This window comes from Curtobacterium sp. TXMA1, from assembly GCF_020162095.1.
Lineage (GTDB): Bacteria > Actinomycetota > Actinomycetes > Actinomycetales > Microbacteriaceae > Curtobacterium.
The window spans coordinates 1,321,580-1,340,996 of record NZ_CP083910.1 but is presented as its reverse complement, the minus strand read 5'-3'; the positions used below and the strand labels follow the sequence as shown (position 1 = coordinate 1,340,996).

Annotated in this window: 14 protein-coding genes and 2 pseudogenes; 2 read left to right on the top strand and 14 right to left on the bottom strand. The window is 72.0% G+C overall.

Annotated features, from left to right (window positions below; genetic code table 11):
* Positions 1 to 30: 30 nt before the first annotated feature.
* The 13 genes and pseudogenes from LCG91_RS06375 to LCG91_RS06315 form a co-directional block, all read right to left on the bottom strand.
* The gene (locus tag LCG91_RS06375; protein WP_224442866.1) at positions 31 to 1,392 is read right to left on the bottom strand and encodes an FtsQ-type POTRA domain-containing protein; all 1,362 of its coding nucleotides are present in this window, start codon (positions 1,390 to 1,392) and stop codon (positions 31 to 33) included.
* Positions 1,389 to 2,816 carry a UDP-N-acetylmuramate--L-alanine ligase gene (gene murC, locus LCG91_RS06370; RefSeq protein ID WP_224442865.1) on the bottom strand — a complete coding sequence of 476 codons (1,428 nt, stop codon included), beginning with the start codon at positions 2,814 to 2,816 and terminating at the stop codon, positions 1,389 to 1,391. The genes LCG91_RS06375 and murC overlap by 4 nt, the downstream gene beginning before the upstream one ends.
* Positions 2,813 to 4,008 (bottom strand): annotated as a pseudogene (locus LCG91_RS06365) (UDP-N-acetylglucosamine--N-acetylmuramyl-(pentapeptide) pyrophosphoryl-undecaprenol N-acetylglucosamine transferase). Before LCG91_RS06365 ends, murC begins: the two are co-directional and overlap by 4 nt.
* A complete protein-coding gene (gene ftsW / locus LCG91_RS06360; protein ID WP_058729736.1) occupies positions 4,005 to 5,309 on the bottom strand; it encodes a putative lipid II flippase FtsW in 1,305 nt (434 codons plus the stop codon). The pseudogene LCG91_RS06365 and the gene ftsW overlap by 4 nt, the downstream one beginning before the upstream one ends.
* Positions 5,278 to 6,807, bottom strand: coding sequence for a UDP-N-acetylmuramoyl-L-alanine--D-glutamate ligase (murD, locus tag LCG91_RS06355; RefSeq protein WP_224442864.1), 1,530 nt, complete (start codon positions 6,805 to 6,807; stop codon positions 5,278 to 5,280). The genes ftsW and murD overlap by 32 nt, the downstream gene beginning before the upstream one ends.
* Positions 6,797 to 7,900 (bottom strand): phospho-N-acetylmuramoyl-pentapeptide-transferase, encoded by a 1,104-nt coding sequence (mraY, locus tag LCG91_RS06350; RefSeq protein ID WP_058729734.1) that lies wholly within the window; start codon positions 7,898 to 7,900, stop codon positions 6,797 to 6,799. The genes murD and mraY overlap by 11 nt, the downstream gene beginning before the upstream one ends.
* The gene (locus tag LCG91_RS06345; protein WP_224442863.1) at positions 7,897 to 9,408 is read right to left on the bottom strand and encodes a UDP-N-acetylmuramoyl-tripeptide--D-alanyl-D-alanine ligase; all 1,512 of its coding nucleotides are present in this window, start codon (positions 9,406 to 9,408) and stop codon (positions 7,897 to 7,899) included. Before LCG91_RS06345 ends, mraY begins: the two co-directional genes overlap by 4 nt.
* On the bottom strand, positions 9,405 to 11,030 hold the full coding sequence (locus tag LCG91_RS06340) for a Mur ligase family protein (protein ID WP_058729765.1): 1,626 nt from the start codon (positions 11,028 to 11,030) through the stop codon (positions 9,405 to 9,407). Before LCG91_RS06340 ends, LCG91_RS06345 begins: the two co-directional genes overlap by 4 nt.
* 14 nt (positions 11,031 to 11,044) lie before the next feature.
* Positions 11,045 to 12,814: a peptidoglycan D,D-transpeptidase FtsI family protein gene (locus LCG91_RS06335; protein WP_224442862.1), complete on the bottom strand. Its 1,770-nt coding sequence runs from the start codon at positions 12,812 to 12,814 to the stop codon at positions 11,045 to 11,047.
* Positions 12,815 to 12,863: 49 nt separating this feature from the next.
* The gene (locus LCG91_RS06330) at positions 12,864 to 13,628 is read right to left on the bottom strand and encodes a hypothetical protein (RefSeq protein WP_224442861.1); all 765 of its coding nucleotides are present in this window, start codon (positions 13,626 to 13,628) and stop codon (positions 12,864 to 12,866) included.
* Position 13,629: 1 nt separating this feature from the next.
* Positions 13,630 to 14,586: a 16S rRNA (cytosine(1402)-N(4))-methyltransferase RsmH gene (gene rsmH / locus LCG91_RS06325; protein WP_224442860.1), complete on the bottom strand. Its 957-nt coding sequence runs from the start codon at positions 14,584 to 14,586 to the stop codon at positions 13,630 to 13,632.
* Positions 14,587 to 14,694: 108 nt separating this feature from the next.
* A pseudogene (gene mraZ, locus LCG91_RS06320) lies at positions 14,695 to 15,127 on the bottom strand (division/cell wall cluster transcriptional repressor MraZ).
* Between the two features lie 606 nt (positions 15,128 to 15,733).
* Entirely contained in the window at positions 15,734 to 16,132 is a 399-nt protein-coding gene (locus LCG91_RS06315; RefSeq protein ID WP_058730171.1) for a DUF3040 domain-containing protein, read from the bottom strand.
* Positions 16,133 to 16,258: 126 nt separating this feature from the next.
* Here LCG91_RS06315 and LCG91_RS06310 point away from each other — a divergent pair, with 126 nt between their 5' ends.
* The gene (locus LCG91_RS06310; protein ID WP_058750353.1) at positions 16,259 to 17,377 is read left to right on the top strand and encodes a polyprenyl synthetase family protein; all 1,119 of its coding nucleotides are present in this window, start codon (positions 16,259 to 16,261) and stop codon (positions 17,375 to 17,377) included.
* Between the two features lie 132 nt (positions 17,378 to 17,509).
* Here the strand turns inward: LCG91_RS06310 and LCG91_RS06305 are convergent, their stop codons facing one another.
* Positions 17,510 to 17,875, bottom strand: a complete 366-nt coding sequence (locus LCG91_RS06305) for an Rv2175c family DNA-binding protein (RefSeq protein ID WP_224442859.1) — start codon at positions 17,873 to 17,875, stop codon at positions 17,510 to 17,512.
* Between the two features lie 163 nt (positions 17,876 to 18,038).
* Between LCG91_RS06305 and LCG91_RS06300 the strand changes: the two genes are divergently transcribed.
* The gene (locus LCG91_RS06300; RefSeq protein ID WP_224442858.1) at positions 18,039 to 19,319 is read left to right on the top strand and encodes a LysM peptidoglycan-binding domain-containing protein; all 1,281 of its coding nucleotides are present in this window, start codon (positions 18,039 to 18,041) and stop codon (positions 19,317 to 19,319) included.
* Positions 19,320 to 19,417: the final 98 nt, after the last annotated feature.

Below are 19,417 nucleotides of genomic sequence, written 5' to 3'. Positions count from 1 at the left end.
GGGCGCCGCGGGTATCGAGCCCGTTCGTCCTCACTGCGCCGGACGGACGATCCCGTTGTCGGGCGCCGAGACGTCGAACTCGACCTTGGAGCCCGGGTCCCGCGAGGCGTGGTCCGCCACGAGCGCCGCGAGGAGCGACGCCTTCGCGTCCGAGTCGTCGGGGCTCCCCCACACGACCGACGAGCCGTCGTCCAGGGTGAGCGTGACGTCGTCAGCGGTCGTCGCCCGGACGTCGGTGACCTGCCGACGGACCGTGGAGGGCAGTGACAGCACCACCTCGGTCATCGTCCGGAACACCGGCGAGCCGAGCTCGGCCCGCTGCACGTCGGCGACCGGGACGCCCTCGGGACGGTCGGGCGAGGACTGCACCACGATGCCGGCCGGGTCCACCAGGTCGTACGAGTTGCCCGACTGCACGGCGACGACGGGCGTCCGTTCGGTGACGGTCACCACGAGGGTGTGCGGCGGCACCTCCTCGGTCACGTAGCTCTCGATGAGCGGGAAGCCGGCGATGTCGCGCTTGACCTCGCCGAAGTCGATGCGGGCGAGCGGCGTGCCCACCTGGTCGGAGAGCGCCTGGCGCAGCGCGGTCGCGTCGACCCGTTCGGTCCCGCGGACCTCGATCGTGCGCAAGGCCATGAGCGGTGAGTAGACGGCGACCAGGATGGAGGCCCCGAACACGACCACCACGGCACCCGCCGTGATCCACGCGGCGCGCCGGTGTCGCGCACGACGCGTGAACCGTCGGACCTCGGCGCGTTCGAGCAGCCGACGGCGGCGCTTCGCGACGCGGGCCTCGCGGGCGGTCTCGGCGGCACGGACACCGGCACCGACCGGGGTGCTGTGCGCACCCTCGGTGGACGTCCGGGAGGCACGGTGCGCGTCGATCACGTCGGTCACCGTGGCCACGCCGGTCGCGTCGTCCGCACCGGCCGCGTCATCCGCGCCGGTCCCGTCGTGGTGCGACGTGACGCCACCGTCGGGAGCGCCGGCGGACGAGCTGCCCGCGTGGTCCTCGTCCGGGGTGTACTCGCGCAGGCGCTCGGCGACGCTCGACCAGCCGGCGCCGAGGCGCCGCCCGGCGGCGCCGGCGAGGGCGCTCGCACGCTCGCGCTGGTTCGACGCCTGCGTCGGTGCCGCGCCCGGTGTCCGGTCCGCAGCGTGCGTGCCGGGAGCCGGTGCGGCGGTGGGGGCGTCCGCCCCGGCGGCCGGCGACGACGGGGCGGACGCGGGGCGGGCCTCCCGGCCGTCGTCCGCTGGTCCGTGTCCCGCGGCTCCGTGCCCCGCGCGCCATGAGCTCAGCCGACCGCGACGCTGCCGCGGTGCGCGGGCGTCGGCGGCCGGGACGTCCGGTTCCTCCGGACGCCCGTCGAAGCCCTCGGGTCGTTTCACTGCGCGCGGTCCCCGTCGCCGTCCTGGCGGAGCGCACCGAGGACCTGCGGGATGATCCGGTACACGTCACCGCAGCTCAGCGTCATGACGATGTCGCCGTCGCGGGCGACCTCGGCCGCACGGGCAGCGGCGTCGCCCCAGTCCGGCAGGAACTCGACCTTGGACTGGTCCGTGAAGCGCTCCTGGACGAGGGCGCCGGTGACGCCGGGCTCCGGGTCCTCACGGGCGCCGTAGACGTCGAGCACGACCGTGTGGTCGGCGAGCTCCTCGTAGACGCGGGCGAAGTCGCCGGCCATGAGCCGGGTGCGCGAGTAGAGGTGCGGCTGGTGGATCGCGATGATCCGGCCGTCACCGACGACGTTGCGTGCTGCGCGCAGCGCGGCCGCCACTTCGGTGGGGTGGTGTGCGTAGTCGTCGTACACCGAGACCCCGCGCTCGACGCCGTGCAGCTCGAAGCGTCGCTCGGTGCCGCCGAACGCCTCGATGCCGCGGATCGCGTCGGCGGGCTCGACACCCAGCCCGGTGAGCACCGCGAAGGCGCCCACGGCGTTGACGGCGTTGTGCCGACCGGGCACGCGGAGCGTCATGTGGTGGTGCTCACCGTCGGCGCGGAGGTCGACCTCGACGCTCGCCGCCTCGACGATGCGCTCGATGCGGACGTCGGCGTCGGCGGCCTCGCCGAACGTGACGATCTCCGGGGCGTCCTCGCGGGCCCGGACGCCCTCGGTCACGCGCTTCGCGCCGGCGTCGTCACTCGACACGACGATGCGCTCGCTCGCCTTGCCGGCGAACTCGACGAACGCGTCGATGAAGGCCTGCTCGCTGCCGTAGTGGTCGAGGTGGTCGGCGTCCACGTTCGTGATGAGCGCGACCGCGACGTCGTAGAGCAGGAAGGACCCGTCGGACTCGTCCGCCTCGACGACGAACAGGTCGCTGCCGCCGGGGGCCGAGCTCGTGCCGAGCGACTGGATGACACCGCCGTTGACGAAGCTCGGGTCGAGGCCGAGCTCGACCATGGCGGTGACGATCATCCCCGTCGAGGTCGTCTTGCCGTGCGCGCCGGCGACCGCGACCAGGCGGTGGTCGGCGATGAGCGCGGCGAGGGCCTGGGACCGGTGCAGGACCGGGAGCCCGCGGCGCTGCGCCTCGAGGAGCTCGGGGTTGTCCGGCCACAGGGCGCTCGTGACCACGACGGTGTCCGCGTCGCCGACGTTCGCGGCGTCGTGGCCGACGTGCACCTCGGCGCCGAGGTCACGCATCGTGCCGGTCGTCGCGGTCTCGCGGGAGTCGCTGCCCGTGACGCGGTGCCCTGCGGCCAGGAACATCCGCGCGATGCCGCTCATGCCGGAGCCGCCGATGCCGACGAAGTGGACCGTGCCGAGGTCGTCCGGGATCGGCTGGGTCAGGTCCGGCTTGATGGTCATCGTTCCTCCGTGGTGCTGGTGCTCGTGCGGTCCGCGCTCGTCTCGCCGCTGCGGTCCGTGCTCGATCCGCTGCTGCGGTCCGGGCGCGCTCCGCGGCTGCGGTCCGGGCGTGCTCCGCCGCTGCGCTCCGCCGCCGCGCGGACGAGGGCCGTCATCCGGTCCGCCCCGTCGCGGTGCCCGACGCTGCCGGCGCGGACCGCCATGTCGGCGATCCGGGCCCGGTCGCGCAGGATCGGCAGCAGCTGGAACGTCACCCACTCGTCGGTGAAGGCCGCGTCGTCGACGAGGACCGCTCCCCCGGCGCCGACGACGTCCGTCGCGTTGTGCCGCTGCTCGCCGTTGCCGACCGGGTACGGCACGAGCACGCTCGGCAGTCCGACCGCCGTGAGCTCGCAGACCATTCCGGCACCCGACCGCGACACCACGAAGTCGGACGCGGCGTACGCCAGGTCCATCCGGTCGCAGTACGGCAGCACGTGGTACCCGTCGAGGTCGCTCGGCCCGATGTCGGACTTGCCGCCGACGACGTGCAGGACCTGCCAGCCCGCGTCGACGATCGCCGTGGCCGAACGGTTCACCGTCGTGTTGATGCTCCGCGCGCCGGACGAGCCTCCCGTGACGAGCAGGACCGGACGGTCGGGGTCGAGGCCGAACTCGGCGAGGCCCTCGGCCCGCGATGCCCGGCGGTCGAGCGACTCGATCTCCCTGCGGAGCGGCATCCCGACCAGCCGGCCGTGGCGCAGGTGCGTGTTCGAGAAGGTCAGCCCCACGTGGCGGGTCAGCAGGGCGGCGAGCCGGTTCGCGAGCCCGGGCTTCGCGTTCTGCTCGTGCACGACGATCGGGGTGCCGGTCCGCTTCGCGGCGATGTACGCGGGAGCCGCCGCGTAGCCGCCGACGCCGAGGACCACCTCGACGTCGTGCTCGCGGATGAAGCGCTCGGTGCGCCGGACCGCGCCGAGGAAGCCACCGGGGAAGCGGAGGGCGCGCGCGTCGAGCTTCCGGGGAAGGGCAGGCGCGGGATTGTCAGCAGCTCGTAGCCGCGCATCGGGACGAGCCGTGCCTCGAGCCCCTCCGCGGTGCCGAGGACGAGCACCCGGGCGTCGGGGTCCTGCTCGGTCAGCCGGTCGGCGACCGCGAGCAGCGGGTTGACGTGGCCGGCGGTGCCCCCGCCGGCGAAGAGGTAGGTGCTCACCGGAGCACTCCGTTCTGTGGTGCAGAGCCACCGCGCGGCGCCGCTGGACGGCCCTTGCCCGGCAGCTCACGGGCGAAGGACAGCACGACGCCGATCGCCAGCAGGGTCATGATGAGGGCCGACCCACCGGCGGAGATGAGGGGCAACGGTACCCCGAGCACCGGCAGCAGACCCAGCACGACCGCGATGTTCACGAGGGCCTGGCCGATGATCCACGCCATGATGCCGCCGGTGACGGTGCGGACGAAGGGGTCGTCCGACTGCCGGATCACCTTGATCATGCTGACCGCGAGCACGATGAACAGGGCGAGCACGACGACGGCGCCGATGAGCCCCAGTTCCTCGCCGATGATCGCGAAGATGTAGTCGTTGTCGGCCTCTGGCAGCCACGACCACTTCGCCTTCGAGTTGCCGAGGCCGACGCCGAACACCCCGCCGGACGCCAGCGCCCACATGCCGTGCACGGGCTGCCAGCACAGGTCCTGGTACTGGTTCGAGTCCGTGCAGCCGGACAGCCACGCGTTGATGCGGTACTGCCGCGACGCCGACGCCATCGTGACGAACGGCAGCACGACCGCGACCGCCCCGAGGATGACGAGCAGGTGCTTGGCCCGCGCGCCCCCGATGAAGAGCGCACCCAGCAGCAGGATCAGCATGATCATCGCGGTGCCCTGGTCACCGCCGAGGAGCACCATGCCGAGGGGCAGGACCGTCGCGATGCCGACCGGGACGAACAGTTCCTTCCAGTCCCGCAGCCGGTCGCGCTTCACGTAGATGATCGCGCCGACGGCCAGGGCGATGCCGAGCTTGACGGCCTCGGACGGCTGGGCGCTGAACGAGCCGAGCTTGATCCAGTTCCGGTTGCCCTGGATCTCGATGCCGAGCGGCGTGTAGACGAGCAGCTGCAGGACGAGCGCCGCGGCGAGGATCCGCATGGCCCACTTCCGCCAGAGCCGTGCCGGCACGCGGCTGGCGACGAGCATGAGCGGGACGCCGAGCACCGCGTAGAGCCCCTGCTTCGACGCCGCGCCGAAGAAGTCGTGGGTGGCCGCGTACTGCTCGACGCTCGACGACGACAGGACCATCACCACGCCGAACACGACGAGGAAGAGCGTCACGCCCAGGATCGTGTAGAAGGTGCTCGACTCGGCGACGAAGACGTTCTTCACCGCGACGACGGCACCGCGCGCACGACGGGGCGCACCCGCGTGTCCGGTGCCGTCGTGTCCGGCGCCCGTCTGTCCGGCGCTGCCCGTCGTCCGGCCGCCGCTACGGCCGCTCGGGAGATCCGTGGTCGCCATCGGCTGTGCCTCCCAGGTGCTCGTGGACCGCCGCCGCGAACCGGCGCCCCCGGTCGGCGTAGGAGTCGAACTGGTCGAACGACGCGGCAGCCGGGGCGAGGAGGACCGTGTCGCCCGGTCGTGCGACCGAGGCGGCATGCCGGACCGCCTCGGGCATGACCTGATCAGTGTCCGTCGCCTCGACCTGCAGGACCGGGACCGCCGGCGCGTGTCGCGCGAATGCCTCGAGCACGGGCGTGCGGTCCGTGCCGATCACGACGACTGCTCGTGCGCCGGGGCCGAAGCGCTCGACGAGGCCGTCGATGTCGACGCCCTTGAACTGGCCGCCGACGACCCAGACGACGGTCTCGAACGCCGCGAGCGACGCGGTCGCCGCGTGCGGGTTGGTCGCCTTCGAGTCGTCGACCCATGCGATCCCGTCCGCGGTCGCGACGTGCTCGGTGCGGTGGTGGTCCGCGCGGAAGCCCTGCACCGCGGTGCGGATGTGCGCCGGCTCGACCGAGGCCGCGCGGGCGAGTGCGGCCGCGGCGAGCACGTTCATCGTCATGTGCGGGCTGGCGAGCCCGGCCTGTTCGAGGTCCGCCAGGGTGGCGAGCTCGAGCGCGCTGTTGCGGCGGTCCTCGGTGAAGGCGCGGTCGCAGAGCACGTCGTCCACGATCCCGACGTCACCCGGTGCGGGCACGCCGGGCGTGAAGCCGACCGCACGGCAGCCCTCGACGACGTCGGCTCCCTCGACCATCCGACGGGTCGCCTCGTCCGCGGTGTCGTAGACGCAGGCCATCACGGTGCGCTCGTAGACCTTGGCCTTGGCGGCCCGGTACGCCTCGGCGGAGCCGTGCCACTCGAGGTGGTCGTCGGCGATGTTGAGGCAGGTGCTCGCGAGCGGCACCACCGCGCCGTCACCCGTGGTGGGCATGTAGTGCAGCTGGTGGCTGGACAGCTCGACGACCAGGACGTCGAAGCCCTCCGGGTCGCGGACGACGTCGAGCACCGGCACGCCGATGTTCCCGCACGCGACCGCGCGGAGCCCGGCGGCGGCGAACATCGCGGTGGTCAGCTGCGTCGTGGTGGTCTTGCCGTTCGTGCCGGTGATGGTGACCCAGGGCGCGGCGACCGGGCCGCGGACGACCTTGTCACGCACGCGCCAGGCGAGCTCGATGTCGCCCCACACGGTGCTGTGCTCGACCGACCAGCGGACCGAGGCGTTGTGCGGGGGCAGGCCGGGCGACACGACCACGACGTCCGGGGCCTGCTGCTCGAGCGCGGCCGGGACGGTGTCGAGCGGGGTGCGCTCGAACCGCGCGCCGATGACGTCGAGCAGCTCCACCGTGTCGGCGGGGCCGTCGGGCGCGTAGACGACGACGTCGCTGCCGAGCTCCACGAGGGTGTCGGCGACCGAGAACCCGGTCGAGCCGAGGCCCAGGACCGCGACGCGCAGGCCCTTCCAGTCCTCGGCGTACCAGCTGTCGAGTCCTTCGAGGCGGGCGTCAGCCGACACGGGCGATCCACTCCAGGTAGAAGAGTCCGACACCGGCCGCGACGCAGAGCCCCGCGATGATCCAGAACCGGACGACGACGGTCACCTCGGCCCACCCCTTCAGCTCGAAGTGGTGGTGCAGCGGACTCATCCGGAAGATGCGCTTGCCGTGCGTGATCTTGAAGTAGGCGCGCTGCAGGATGACCGACCCGGTGACGATGAAGAACAGGCCGCCGATCAGGACGAGCAGCAGCTCGGTGCGGCTCAGGATCGCGAGGCCGGCCAGCGCGCCGCCGAGGCCGAGCGAGCCGGTGTCGCCGAGGAAGATCTGGGCGGGCGACGTGTTGTACCAGAGGAAGCCGATCAGGCCACCGCACACGGCAGCCGCCACGACCGCGAGGTCGAGCGGGTCCGACGTGCTGTAACAGGCGTGCCTGGTGCTCTCGTCGAGGCGGACACCGCCGCAGATCTGGTTCGACTGCCAGAAGCCGATGATGACGTACGAGCCGATCGCCAGGATGCTCGAACCGGTCGCGAGACCGTCCAGGCCGTCGGCGACGTTCACACCGTTCGACGTGGAGACGGTCAGCAGCACGATCCACGCGAGGTACAGGATGGTGCCGATCACGGTGCCGAGCACCATGAAGTCGAGCCACGGCACGTCGCGGATCGCCGAGATCATCGTCGATGCCGGGGGCTTGCCGTTGCCGGTCGGCACGACGAGCGCGATGGTGGCGAACACCACGCCGACGATGACCTGGCCGAGGACCTTGGCCCAGCCGCCGAGCCCGAGGCTCCGCTGCCGACGCACCTTCAGGAAGTCGTCGATGAACCCGACGAACCCGAGTCCCACCATCAGGAAGAGCACGAGCAGTCCGGACAGCGTGACCGAGTCGCGGCCCACCAGGTGCCCGACGAAGTAGCCGAGCACCGCGCCGATGATCAGGACGATGCCGCCCATGGTCGCGGTCCCGCGCTTGGTGTGGTGCGACTGCGGGCCGTCGTCACGGATGAACTGTCCCCAGCCGAGGCGGTGGAACAGCTTGATGAACAGCGGTGTGAGCAGCAGTGTGAACACCAGCGCCACGGCGCCGGCGACGAGGAGCGCGATCATTCGGTGACACCTCCGAGGCGGTCGCCGAGGAATCGCAGTTCGGCGGACTTCGAGGACTTGACGAGGACGACGTCGCCGGGGCGGACCATCTCCTGCAGGGCGTGGACGGCCGCGTCGACGTCCTCGATGTACACGGACTCGCCGTCCCACGATCCCTCGAGGGTGGCGGCCTGGTGGATCGGCGCGGCGCCGGGTCCGACGACCACGAGCTGTCCGATGCCGAGACGGACGACGAGCCGGCCGATGCGGTCGTGCTCCTCCGTCGAGAACTCCCCGAGCTCGGCCATCTCGCCGAGCACGGCGACCGAGCGCTCCCCCGGGCGCACGATCTGCGCGAGGGTCCGGAGGGCGGCGGCCGTCGAGTCGGGCGACGCGTTGTACGCGTCGTTGATGACGGTCACACCCTCCGGTCCGCCCTGGAGGAGCTCCATGCGCCAGCGCTCGGCCCGCGTCATCGACGCGAGCGCCTCCGCGCCGGCGGCGAGCGGGATGCCCCACAGGTGGGCCACGGTCAGGGCGGCCGACGCGTTCATCGCGTGGTGCTCGCCGAGGATGGCGAGGCGGACGTCGACGGTCTCGGGGAAGCGGGTGGTGCCTCCCGGCTGGTCCGTCGCGTCGGCGAGACCGTCGCCTCCGGGGCGGACGGCAGGCGCCGTGAGCGTGAAGCGCGTGCCGCTGCGGTCCGTCTCGATGCCGGATATGCGGTAGTCCGCCCCGGCGGACGTGCCGAACCCGACGACGGTCGCATCGGTGATCGCGCGCATGGACGCGACGCGGTCGTCGTCGACGTTGAGCAGGGCCGTCGCGGTGGCCGGCAGGTCGGTGACCATCTCCGACTTCGCGCGCTGCGTCGCCTCGATGCCGCCGAACTCACCGGCGTGCGCGAGTCCGACCTTGAGCACGACGCCCGTGTCCGGCTCCGCGATCGAGACGAGCTTGGCGATGTGGCCCTTGCCGCTCGCACCCATCTCCACCACGAGGAACCGGGTGTCGTGGGTGATGCGGAGCATCGACACGGGGGCGCCGACGTGGTTGTTGAACGACCCCTGCGGCGCCACGGTCGCACCGTGCTGCTCGAGGATCGTCCGGAGCATGTTCTTGGTGCTCGTCTTGCCGTTCGAGCCGGTGATGCCGACGACGCGGAGCGGCGCCGGGCGACCCTGGTCGTCCACACGGTCGACACTCGAGGCGCGGACACGGGCGACGACCTCGTGCGCGAGCGCGGCGAGTGCGGCATACCCGTCGGACACGACGACCTGCGCGGTGGCGGAGCCGTCCGGCAGCGCGACCGCGCGCTCGGTGACGACCAGGGCCGCACCGGCCTCGGCCGCGTTCGGCACGAAGCGGTGGCCGTCGGTCTCCTCGCCGAGCAGGGCGAAGAACACGCTGCCGGCGCCGACCAGGCGCGAGTCGGTCTCGACACTGCCGTCGACGACCTGCTCCGGGGCACCGCTGACGAGCTCGCCGCCGATCGCGGCGGCGATCTCGGCGAGGGTCAGGGCGATCATCGGATCTCCTCCGCCGGGCCGGAGTTCGGCTCCCAGCCGGCCTCGCGGAGGGCCTGCCGGGCCTCGTCGCGCGCCGAGTACGGCGTGCGGACGCCCTCGATGTCGCGGTAGTCCTGGTGGCCGGGGCCGGCCCAGAGGATCGAGTCGCCCTCGCCGAGCAGGCTCACGGCCTTGCGGATCGCGGCCTCGGGCGGGCTGACCTCGTAGGTCTCGTGGTCCGGGTAGGCCTCGCGCGCGGCGTCGACCAGGGTCTTCCGGATCGACGCGGCGTCCTCGAAGCGCGGGTGGTGGTCGGTGACGACGAGGATGTCGCTGCCCGCCGCGGCGACACGCGCCATGTCGCCGCGCTTGGTCTTGTCACGGTCACCGTCGGCGCCGAAGAGCATGAGGACCTTGCCGGGCGTGAACTGCCGGACCGCGGCGAGCGTGTTCTCGAACGCGTCGGCGCTGTGGCCGAAGTCGACGTAGACGCTCGGGCCCGAGTCGCCGGACACCCGCTCGGTGCGTCCGGGCAGGTAGCACTCGATCGCGCTGACCGGGTGCTCGTCGGTCTCGTCCGCGTAGCGGCGGTGGTTCGACCCGAGGGCGTGTGCGATGGCACCGAGCTCGAAGCCGCCCTCGACCAGCATCACGATCGCGAGTCCGGCGTTGGCCGCCATGTGCCAGCCGATCAGCGGGACGCGCGTCGTCAGCTCGCGGCCCTCCGGACCGGTCAGCCGGAACTCGGTGTAGGCCGCGTGCGCCTCGACGATGTCGACGTGCCACTCGGCCTCGACCTCGGGGTGCACCGTGATCGTCGTGACCGGGATGCGGGAGTCCTGCACCACGCGGTGGCCCCAGTCGGTGTCCAGCGAGACGACGCCACGACGGGCGTGCTCGGGCTGGAACAGCGGGAGCTTCGCCTGGTAGTACTCCTCCATGTCGGCGTAGTCGTCGAGGTGGTCGTGCGACAGGTTCGTGAACCCGGCGACGTCGAACACGATGCCGTCGACGCGGTGGCGGCTCAGGGCCTGGGCGCTGACCTCCACCGCGACCGCGCGGACCTCGGACTCGCGCATGCGGGCCAGGAGTGCGTGCATCTCGCTGGCCTCGGGCGTGGTCAGGCGGCTCGTCACGCTGAGCGAGCCGATGTGGCGCTCCGCGGTCGAGCTGAGGCCGGTGACCAGGCCGAGCTGCTTGAGGATGCCCTCGAGGATGTACGACGTGCTGGTCTTGCCGTTCGTGCCGGTCGTCGCGAAGAGCTGCGGCAGGTCGGTCGCCTCGTCCGGGTGGGTGCGGTAGACCCACGCCGAGACGTCGCCGAGTGCGGCGCGCGGGTCCTCGACCACGAGCACCGGCATGCCGGACGGCTCCGCGAGGGCGACCCCGTCGGCGTCGGTCAGCACCGCGACGGCACCGCGCTCGGCGGCCTCGGTCGCGAACTGGGCGCCGTGGCGGTTCGCGCCGTGCACACCGACGAAGAGGTCACCCGGCTGCACCTCGGCAGCACTCAGCGTGACGCCCGTCGTCTCGACGGCGTCGACGGAGCCGACCACGCGCATGCCGAACGCGTTCGCGAGCTCGGCCACGCTCCTCGGGGTCGGGTGTTCGGGTCGGAGGACCGGGGGGATCCGTGCGGACAAGTGCTCCTTCTTCCTCACCACGTGGACGGGTACAGCTGCGCCTCGGCCGTGGAGGGGGCTACTCGGTACTTCTCGAGCACCTGGGACATGAGTGTGCGGAACGCCGGAGCCGCTCCGCTGGACCACTTGTTGGTCTGCGGCTTCGTGAACGTCACCGTGACAACATACTGGGGGTCCTCGGCGGGTGCCATTCCGGCCACGGAGGTGATCCGCTGGCCGCCGTAGCCCTTGCTGCCCTCGGCGACCTCGGCGGTACCGGTCTTCGCCGCGATGTTGTAGCCGGAGATCGGCTTCATCCCGACCAGGGTGCCGCCGGTGACCACGCTCTGCAGCATCTTCACGGTCTGGTCGGCCGCCGCGGCGGACACGACGCGCGTGCCCTGCACGTCGGGCGCGTCGATCATCCCGCCGTCGGCGGTCTTGCAGCCCTTCACCATGTGGAGCGGGATCCGGACACCCTGGTTCGCCAGGGTCTGGAACACGCTGGCGACCTGGATCGCGGTCGTCGAGATGCCCTGCCCGAACATCGAGTTGATGTTCGTCTGGCTGCTCCAGTCGGGCGATGCGCCGTACTGCATGGCGGGTTGCCCCGGGTACTGGATCGCCGACTCGGGCTCGAACAGGCCGAACTTCTTCATGTAGTCGTACCGCTGTTGCTGCGAGAGCCGCTCGCCGAGCTCCGTGATGCCGACGTTCGACGAGTTCTGCAGGATGCCGGTCAGCGTCAGGTTCTCGGTCGGGTGGAACTCGGAGTCCTGGATCTTGCCGCCCCACGGGAAGGACCGCGAGTACGGCACGACCGCACGGTCGGTCGGGCTCGACTTGCCCTGGTCGATGAGCGCAGCGGCGATCGCGGCCTTGATGGTCGAGCCGGGCTCGTAGGTCGAGGTCAGCGCCCGGGAGCCGTACGCGCCCTTGTCCGTGGTCGCATCGACGTCGTTCGGGTCGACCGTGGGCCAGTCCGCGACGGCGAGGAGCTCACCGGTCTTGACGTCGACGACCGTCGCGGTCGCCGACTCCGCCTGCAGCGACTGGGCGGCCGAGGCGATCGTCTGCTGCGCCATGTACTGCAGGTCGCTGTCGATGGTCGTCTCGAGCGTGCCGCCGTCCTTGGCCTGCTCCGTCGTCCGGGTGCTCCCGGGGAGCTGCACGCCGTCCTCGCCGCGCTCGTAGGTCTCCGAGCCGTTCTTGCCCGCCAGGCACTGGTTGTACGAGTACTCGAGGCCGGCCTGGGCCCCGTCCGTGCCCATGAAGCCGGTCAGCGCACCGCCGGTCGCGCCCATCGGGTAGACGCGCGCCGACTGCTGCTCCTTGTAGACCCACGGGATGCCGAGGGCGACGACGGCCTCGTAGTGCTTCACGTCGAGGCCCTTGACCAGGTAGGCGAAGTCGGACTTCGGGTCGGCCTGGATCGCCTTCCGCATCGCCTGCGCGTCGCCGCCGGACGCCTTCGCCAGCGCCTGCAGGGCGTCGTCGACCGAGACCTTCTTCGTGCGTTCGCCGCCGAGCTTGCCGTCGAAGGCCGCCACCAGCCGCGGCGACGTGACGATGTTGTAGCGGTTCACGCTCTCGGCGAGCTCGGTGCCGTTGCGGTCGACGATCGCTCCGCGGTTGCCGTAGATGGTCACCGGGATGCTGCGCTTCGCCTTCGAGGCCTCGTTCAGGGACGCTGCCTCGACCACCTGGATGTCGACCAGGCGGATCACGAAGACCGCGACGAGGGCGATCACGGCGATGATCACCACGCTGTAGCGCAGTCGAGGGTTGCGGATCGTCTTCGTCACGCGGTGCGGTCCTTCCCGGGTGGTGCGGCAGTCCGATCCCGCCCGCAGGTCACCGGGTGGTGGGTGCCTGGAGCGGGTTCGCGTCGGACTCTACGTCGGTGGTCGAGCCCGTCCGGCCCGACTCGCTGGCGCCTGCGCTCTTCTCAGCGTCGGTGGCCGAGGAGCCACCGGCGGCGGTGCTCGTGCTGCCCCCGGTGCCGGACGTGCCGTCGGCCGTCGCGCTGCCGTCGGTCGTGCTCGTGCTGCCCGTGGCCGCGGTCGAGCCGGCGCCGCCCGCGGACGTGCCGCCGTCGGTCGCGCCGGCCTTCCCGGCGCTGGCGTCGGGCCCCGCGGCGAGCGGGACCGGGTCGAGCAGGGCGTTGGGGACCTGGTTGTCGCCACTCGCGGTCGCCTCGTCCGGGGCCGCCGGGGTCGGCGTGCCGTAGACGTGGCCGGTCTTCGGGTCGAGGTAGACCGGCGTCGAGTTCGCGATCATCCCGAGCGCCTTGGCGTTGCGCGCCAGGTTCTGCGGCGAGTCGAGCACCCGGAGCTCCTCGGACAGCGACTGCTGCGTCCGGGAGAGCTTCGTCTGCTCGGCCCCGAGGGAGTCGAGCGTGTACGCCCCCTGGCTGAGCACCATGCTGATGCCGAGCTGCGCGAGGAGGAGCACGCCGAGCGCGACGACCCCGACCACGGCGTAGGCGACCTTCGGCCGGGCCCGACGCTGCGCCTTCGACGGGGCGACCTCGACGAGCTCGGGGCGCGCCCGGCGGGGCGACTGCGGGGCACGCGACGGTGCGTCGACGGGGTCGACGAGTGCGAGGTTCGTGCTCATGTCACTTCCGGATCCGCTCGGCCGCGCGCAGGCGCACGGGGATGGCTCGGGGGTTGGCGGCGCGTTCGGCCTCGTCGGCCAGTTCCGCGCCCTTGACGACGAGGGAGTAGGTGGGAGCGTGCTCCGGCAGCTCGACCGGCAGGCCGGCCGGGGCGCTCGAGGTGGTGCGCTCGACGAGGGCCCGCTTCACGAGGCGGTCCTCGAGCGACTGGTACGACTCGACGACGATGCGGCCGCCGACGGCGATCGTGTCGAGCGCGGCCGGGATCGCCCGCTCGAGCACGGCGAGTTCGGCGTTCACCTCGATGCGGAGCGCCTGGAAGACGCGCTTCGCCGGGTGCCCCTGCCGCTGCACGGCGACGGGGGTGGCGTCGTGCAGGACCTGCACCAGGTCCCCGGACATCGCGAACGGGCGCTCGGCGCGGCGCTCGACGATGGCGCGGGCGTAGCGCCCGGCGAGCTTCTCCTCGCCGTAGCGCTGGAAGATCCGGCGCAGCTCGCCCTCGTCGTAGGTCGCGAGGACGTCGGCGGCGGTCTGCCCCTCGGTCCGGTCCATCCGCATGTCGAGCGGGGCGTCCTGGCTGTAGGCGAAGCCGCGCTCCGCACGGTCGAGCTGCAGGGAGCTGACGCCGAGGTCGAACAGCACGCCGTCGACCGCGTCGAACCCCTCGCCCTCGACCGCCTCGACGATCCCGTCGTACACGGTGTGGACGAGCCGCACGCGGTCGCCGAAGCGCGCGAGCCGCTCCCCCGCGATGCCGAGGGCGTCGGTGTCGCGGTCGAGCCCGATGAGCGTGAGCTCGGGGAAGCGCTCGAGCAGCGCCTCCGAGTGCCCGCCCATGCCGAGGGTGGCGTCGACGACGACCTTGCCCGGTCCGTCGAGCGCGGGCTCGAACAGGTTGACGATGCGCTGGAGCATCACCGGCGTGTGCGGGAACTTCGGCTGGTCTTCGGCCATGTGCAGCCCCTCTGGTCCTCCGGGCCACGCATCCGGATCCCCATCCATGCGACCTGACACCGGGGAAGGTGTGTCAGGGCACCACGGCTGGGAGTCCCGATCCGCGGATCAGAAGATCCCCGGGATCACCTCCTCGTCGTTGTCGGCGAAGCCCCTCTTCGACCTCGGCGTAGTAGGCCTCCCACGCGGGGGTCGACCAGATCTCGGCACGGTCACCGCTGCCGATGACCGTGAGGTCCCGCTCGAGCCCCGCGTACTCACGGAGGTTCTGCGGGATCGTCACGCGGTTCTGCTTGTCCGGGGTCTCCGCGCTCGCTCCGGAGAGGAACAGGCGCATGTAGTCCCGGGTGCGCTTCGACGTCATCGGGGCCGTCCGGATCCGTTCGTGCAGTTGCTCGAACGTGTCCGCGCTGAAGACCACGACGCAGCGCTCCTGCCCGCGGGTCATCACGAGTCCCCCGGACAGTTCGTCCCGGAACTTGGCGGGGAGGATCACGCGACCCTTCTCGTCGAGCTTCGGGGCATGGGTACCGAGCAGCACGTCGGGGCCTCCCCTCCGCTCCACCGGACCGTCGTGACCCCCACTTTACTCCACTTCGCTCCCCGCGGAACGGTCGGCACTCCCGAATTCCCCCGGATCCCCCGGACTGGGGCATCCAGGAGGGGTCTGGAGCGCGTCGGCGACCTGGCTGATCCGCGGAACGACGGGAATCTGGAACGCGATGGAGGTGGTGGAGGGAAGTGGAGGACTTTCGCAGCCTCGGGAGCCAGCGGGGGCGCGCCGGACGGGAGGCACGGCGCCTGCCCGCCCCGCGCCTCCCGTCCGATCGCACTCGCGCCGGCCGCCGTCGCGCCCGTTCCTTCCCACAACGCCCGCAATGGAAGGCGGAAACGGGCGAACCAGGTGGTTCCGTCCGACCAGGTACGCCCGATTCCGCCAGGTACGCCCGGTTCCGCGGGGTACGCCCGGTTCCGTCAGGTACGCCCGGTACCGCGAGGCACGCCCGGTTCCGCCGAGTACGCCCGGCTCCGCCAGGCACGTGCACTGCGCTCCGCCACAGCAACACGTGACGGACCCCGGACACGAGAACGGGGCCGGTCCCGAAGGACCGGCCCCGTGGAGGCGTGTGGAGGATCGAGCGGGCGGCTACTGCTGCCCGGGGTCGTTGCGCTTGTCCCAGCGCTCGTTCATGCGGTCCATGAACGATCCACCGGAGGACGAGCGCGGCGAGCGGCCGGCCGACGCCTTGCCGGCCTTCGGCGCCTTCGCCCCGGACTTCGGCATGCGCATGCCCGGGCGCAGCGCGTAGAGCACGCCGGCGAGCATCACGACGAAGCCCGGCAGTCCGAGCCACGGCTGCTTGACGACGAGCGCGACGATGACGATCGCGATCCCCGCGAGTGCGGCCAGGACCCCGAGCGTGATCGACGTGTAACTCGCGCGACCCTGGCGGCGCGTGACCCGCGCCACGAAGTCGGAGTCGTTCTGGTAGAGGCTCCGCTCCATCTCCTCGAGGAGTCGCTGCTCTTGCTCCGAGAGTGGCATCTCGTTTCCCTCTTGTTCCTGGGGATGCTGTCTGGGTGACCGCTGGTGTGCCGCGTTGCCGCCGGGTTGTGGCATCGCTGAAGTGGACCGATCCTACGTCTCAGCCGCTCCACTAGGGTAGGAGTCGTGGCTGAGAGTACGCGATTAGTGGACCTCGTTTCGGCACGGGTCGGTCGGGCCCTCGACGAGCAGCGTGACCGGCTCCTCGCGATCAGCCCCGACCTCGCGCCGTTCGACCGGTACGCCCGGGACCTGCTGTCCGGCGGCAAGCGCTTCCGGGCGCTGTTCTGCTACTGGGGGTGGCAGTCCGTCGCCGGCCGTTCCGGCTCGTTCGACCCCCTGGCCGAGGGCTCCCGCCAGACCACGGCCGAGGCGATCGTCACGGTGGCCGCGGCGCTCGAGATCTTCCACGCCGCGGCGCTGGTGCACGACGACATCATGGACCGGTCGGACACCCGCCGCGGGCGCCCCGCCGCACACCGGCGCTTCGAGTCCCTGCACGAGGAGTCCGGCTGGGTCGGCGACCGCGGCCTGTACGGCACGAACTCCGCGCTGCTGCTCGGCGACGTGCTGCTCTCGCTGAGCGATGCGGTCTTCGACGAGGGACTCGCGCTGCTCGACCCCGCGCGGGCACGGATCGTCCGCCAGGAGTTCCACACGATGCGGCTCGACGTGACCGCGGGGCAGTACCTCGACGTGCACGAGGAGACCGCCTGGCCGTCGATCGACGAGTCCGAGCACCTCGTGCGTGCGCAGCGCGTCATCGTCTTCAAGTCGGCGAAGTACTCGATCGAGGCTCCGCTCGTCATCGGGGCCCTGGTCGCCGGCGCATCGGAGGCGCAGCTCGAGGGTCTCCGCTCGTTCGGCCTGCCCCTCGGGGTCGCCTACCAGCTGCGCGACGACGTGCTCGGCGTCTTCGGCGACCCGGAGGTGACCGGCAAGCCCGCCGGTGACGACCTCCGCGAGGGCAAGCGCACCGTCCTCATCGCCTCCGCACGCAAGTCGCTGCCGGCAGGGCCCCGCCAGCTGCTCGACGAACTCCTCGGCGACCCGGACCTCACCGAGGAGCAGGTGCAGATGCTCCGCGCGACCCTCACCGAGTCCGGTGCGGTCGCCGCGGTGGAGCGCTCGATCGACCGGCACGTGCAGCGCGCCAAGGCAGCGCTCGAGGCCACCCCGCTCAGCCCGTCGGCCCGCAACCAGCTGCTCGCACTGGCCGACACGGTGAGCCGCCGCGTCGCGTAGCCGCGCACCCCACCGGACGGGAGGCCCGTGGCGACGCCGCCACGGGCCTCCCGTCCGGTGTCCGCTGTGTCGGTCGCGCGACCAGCGTCGTGCGGACCGTCGGTCGGCCCGGTGTCGCCAGGCAGGGAGTCGCTAGAGCAGGGACTGCGCGACGCGGCGCACCTCGGCCTTGCGGCCGGCGCGCAGTGCGGCGATCGGCGAGGTGCCGAGCGCCGGCTCCTCGGAGAGCATCCACCGGACGGCCTCGTCGTCGGAGAACCCGTTGTCGCCGAGGACGATCAGCGTGCCGCGCAGCTCCGGCAGCGGCTCGGCGTCGTCGAGGAACTCGCTCGGCACCCGCAGCACGCCGTCCACGCGGGCCGGCAGGAGCGTCTTCTGCTCGAACAGTCGGTGGATGCGACCGGGGGTGACCCCGAGCAGGTCCACGAGGTCGGGCACCGTCAGCCAGCGCTCGGAGAGGGTCGTGTCGTCGGTGGGTCCATCACTCACGCGCCCCATGTTGCCAGAGCGGCGGTCACTGTCGACGCCGCCCCGTTCGTCACACGAGTCACACGCGCAACACGCGACTCTCTGGTTGACTTGGGAATCACGCCATGTCAGCGTGGAGCCACCTGTGAGTGCGCGCCCGCGCGCACGGCTCACCCAGGACAGGAGACAACCCGTGGACAACGCCGCAGACGACGCCGCCCGGCGCGCTCGATCCGCCCGGTTCGCCACCATGCCGATCGTCCTCGCCGGCACGATCGCCGTCACCGCAGGCCTCACCGGCCCGGTGGCGCACGCCGAACCCCGACACGACGACGACGCCGCGAAGAAGCGGCACGTCGACGAGGACCGCAACGTCGGCGACCGACCGGTGTTCGGCACCGCCGTCGCCCGCCCCTCGACCACCACCGTCACCACGGTGGCCAGCGTGTCGAAGGCCCCGACCACCTACACGGTGCGCCAGGGCGACACCGTCTCCGGGATCGCCGCGCGGTTCGGGCTCTCCGCGCAGGAGGTCCTGGTGCGCAACGGCCTCGGCTGGAACACGATCATCCACCCCGGCCAGACCCTCCACCTGGCGTCCGCGCCCGCCGCCCCCGCCGCGGCCCCCGCATCGTCAGGCACGAGCGGCAGCTACCACGTGAAGTCCGGCGACACCGTGTCGAGCATCGCGGCGCGCAACGGCGTGTCGACGTCGGCGGTCCTCGCGGCCAACAACCTCTCGCAGCGCGCGCTGATCTACCCCGGTCAGACGCTGACGATCCCGCGCGCCGGGTCGACGCCCGCCGCGGCCGCACCGGCAACGTCCGCACCGGCCACCTCAGCTCCGGCACCGGCTCCCGCTGCTGCGACGAGCGTGAAGATCGCGACCGGTGACACGATCGGCGCCATCGCCGCGAAGCACGGGGTGTCGGTGAAGGCCCTCCTCGCCGCGAACGGCCTCAGCTACACGAGCACGATCTACGCCGGGAAGACCCTGGTGCTGCCGGCCGCGACCTCGAAGCCGACGACGACCCCGACCGGCGGCGCCGTGACGACCGCGGTCGGCAGCGTCAACGGCGTCGAGCTGACCGGCGAGCAGCGGCGCAACGCGGCGACCATCGTCAGCGTCGGGCGCACCCTCGGTGTCCCCGACCGCGGCATCGTCATCGCCCTGGCGGCCGCGCTGCAGGAGTCGAGCCTGCGCAACCTGTCACACGGCGACCGCGACTCCGTCGGCCTGTTCCAGCAGCGACCGAGCCAGGGCTGGGGCACGAAGGCCGCACTGCAGGACCCGGCCACCGCCGCCGAGCTGTTCTACGTCGGCAACCCCGGCAAGACCCGCGGGCTGCTCGGCGTGCGCGGCTGGTCGTCGATGGCCCTGACGGATGCCGCCCAGGCCGTCCAGGTCTCCGCGTACCCGAACGAGTACGCGAAGTGGGAGCAGACGGCGCGCGCGCTGCTGGCCTCGCTCTGACGCGCAGACGTGGTCGGCCGGTCAGCCGACTCATCCTCGAGATCGAGATTGGGTCACGGTCGGTGCGTCAGGTCGGGCCGCACGGGCAGCGCTTCGTA

Excerpts from the sequence above, each read along its gene's own strand:
- murC (WP_224442865.1), bottom strand. The coding sequence starts at position 2,816 with ATGACCATCAAGCCGGACCTGACCCAGCCGATCCCGGACGACCTCGGC.
- ftsW (WP_058729736.1), bottom strand. The coding sequence starts at position 5,309 with ATGGCGACCACGGATCTCCCGAGCGGCCGTAGCGGCGGCCGGACGACG.
- mraY (WP_058729734.1), bottom strand. The coding sequence starts at position 7,900 with ATGATCGCGCTCCTCGTCGCCGGCGCCGTGGCGCTGGTGTTCACACTG.
- LCG91_RS06345 (WP_224442863.1), bottom strand. The coding sequence starts at position 9,408 with ATGATCGCCCTGACCCTCGCCGAGATCGCCGCCGCGATCGGCGGCGAG.
- LCG91_RS06330 (WP_224442861.1), bottom strand. The coding sequence starts at position 13,628 with ATGAGCACGAACCTCGCACTCGTCGACCCCGTCGACGCACCGTCGCGT.
- rsmH (WP_224442860.1), bottom strand. The coding sequence starts at position 14,586 with ATGGCCGAAGACCAGCCGAAGTTCCCGCACACGCCGGTGATGCTCCAG.
- LCG91_RS06315 (WP_058730171.1), bottom strand. The coding sequence starts at position 16,132 with ATGCCACTCTCGGAGCAAGAGCAGCGACTCCTCGAGGAGATGGAGCGG.
- LCG91_RS06305 (WP_224442859.1), bottom strand. The coding sequence starts at position 17,875 with ATGGGGCGCGTGAGTGATGGACCCACCGACGACACGACCCTCTCCGAG.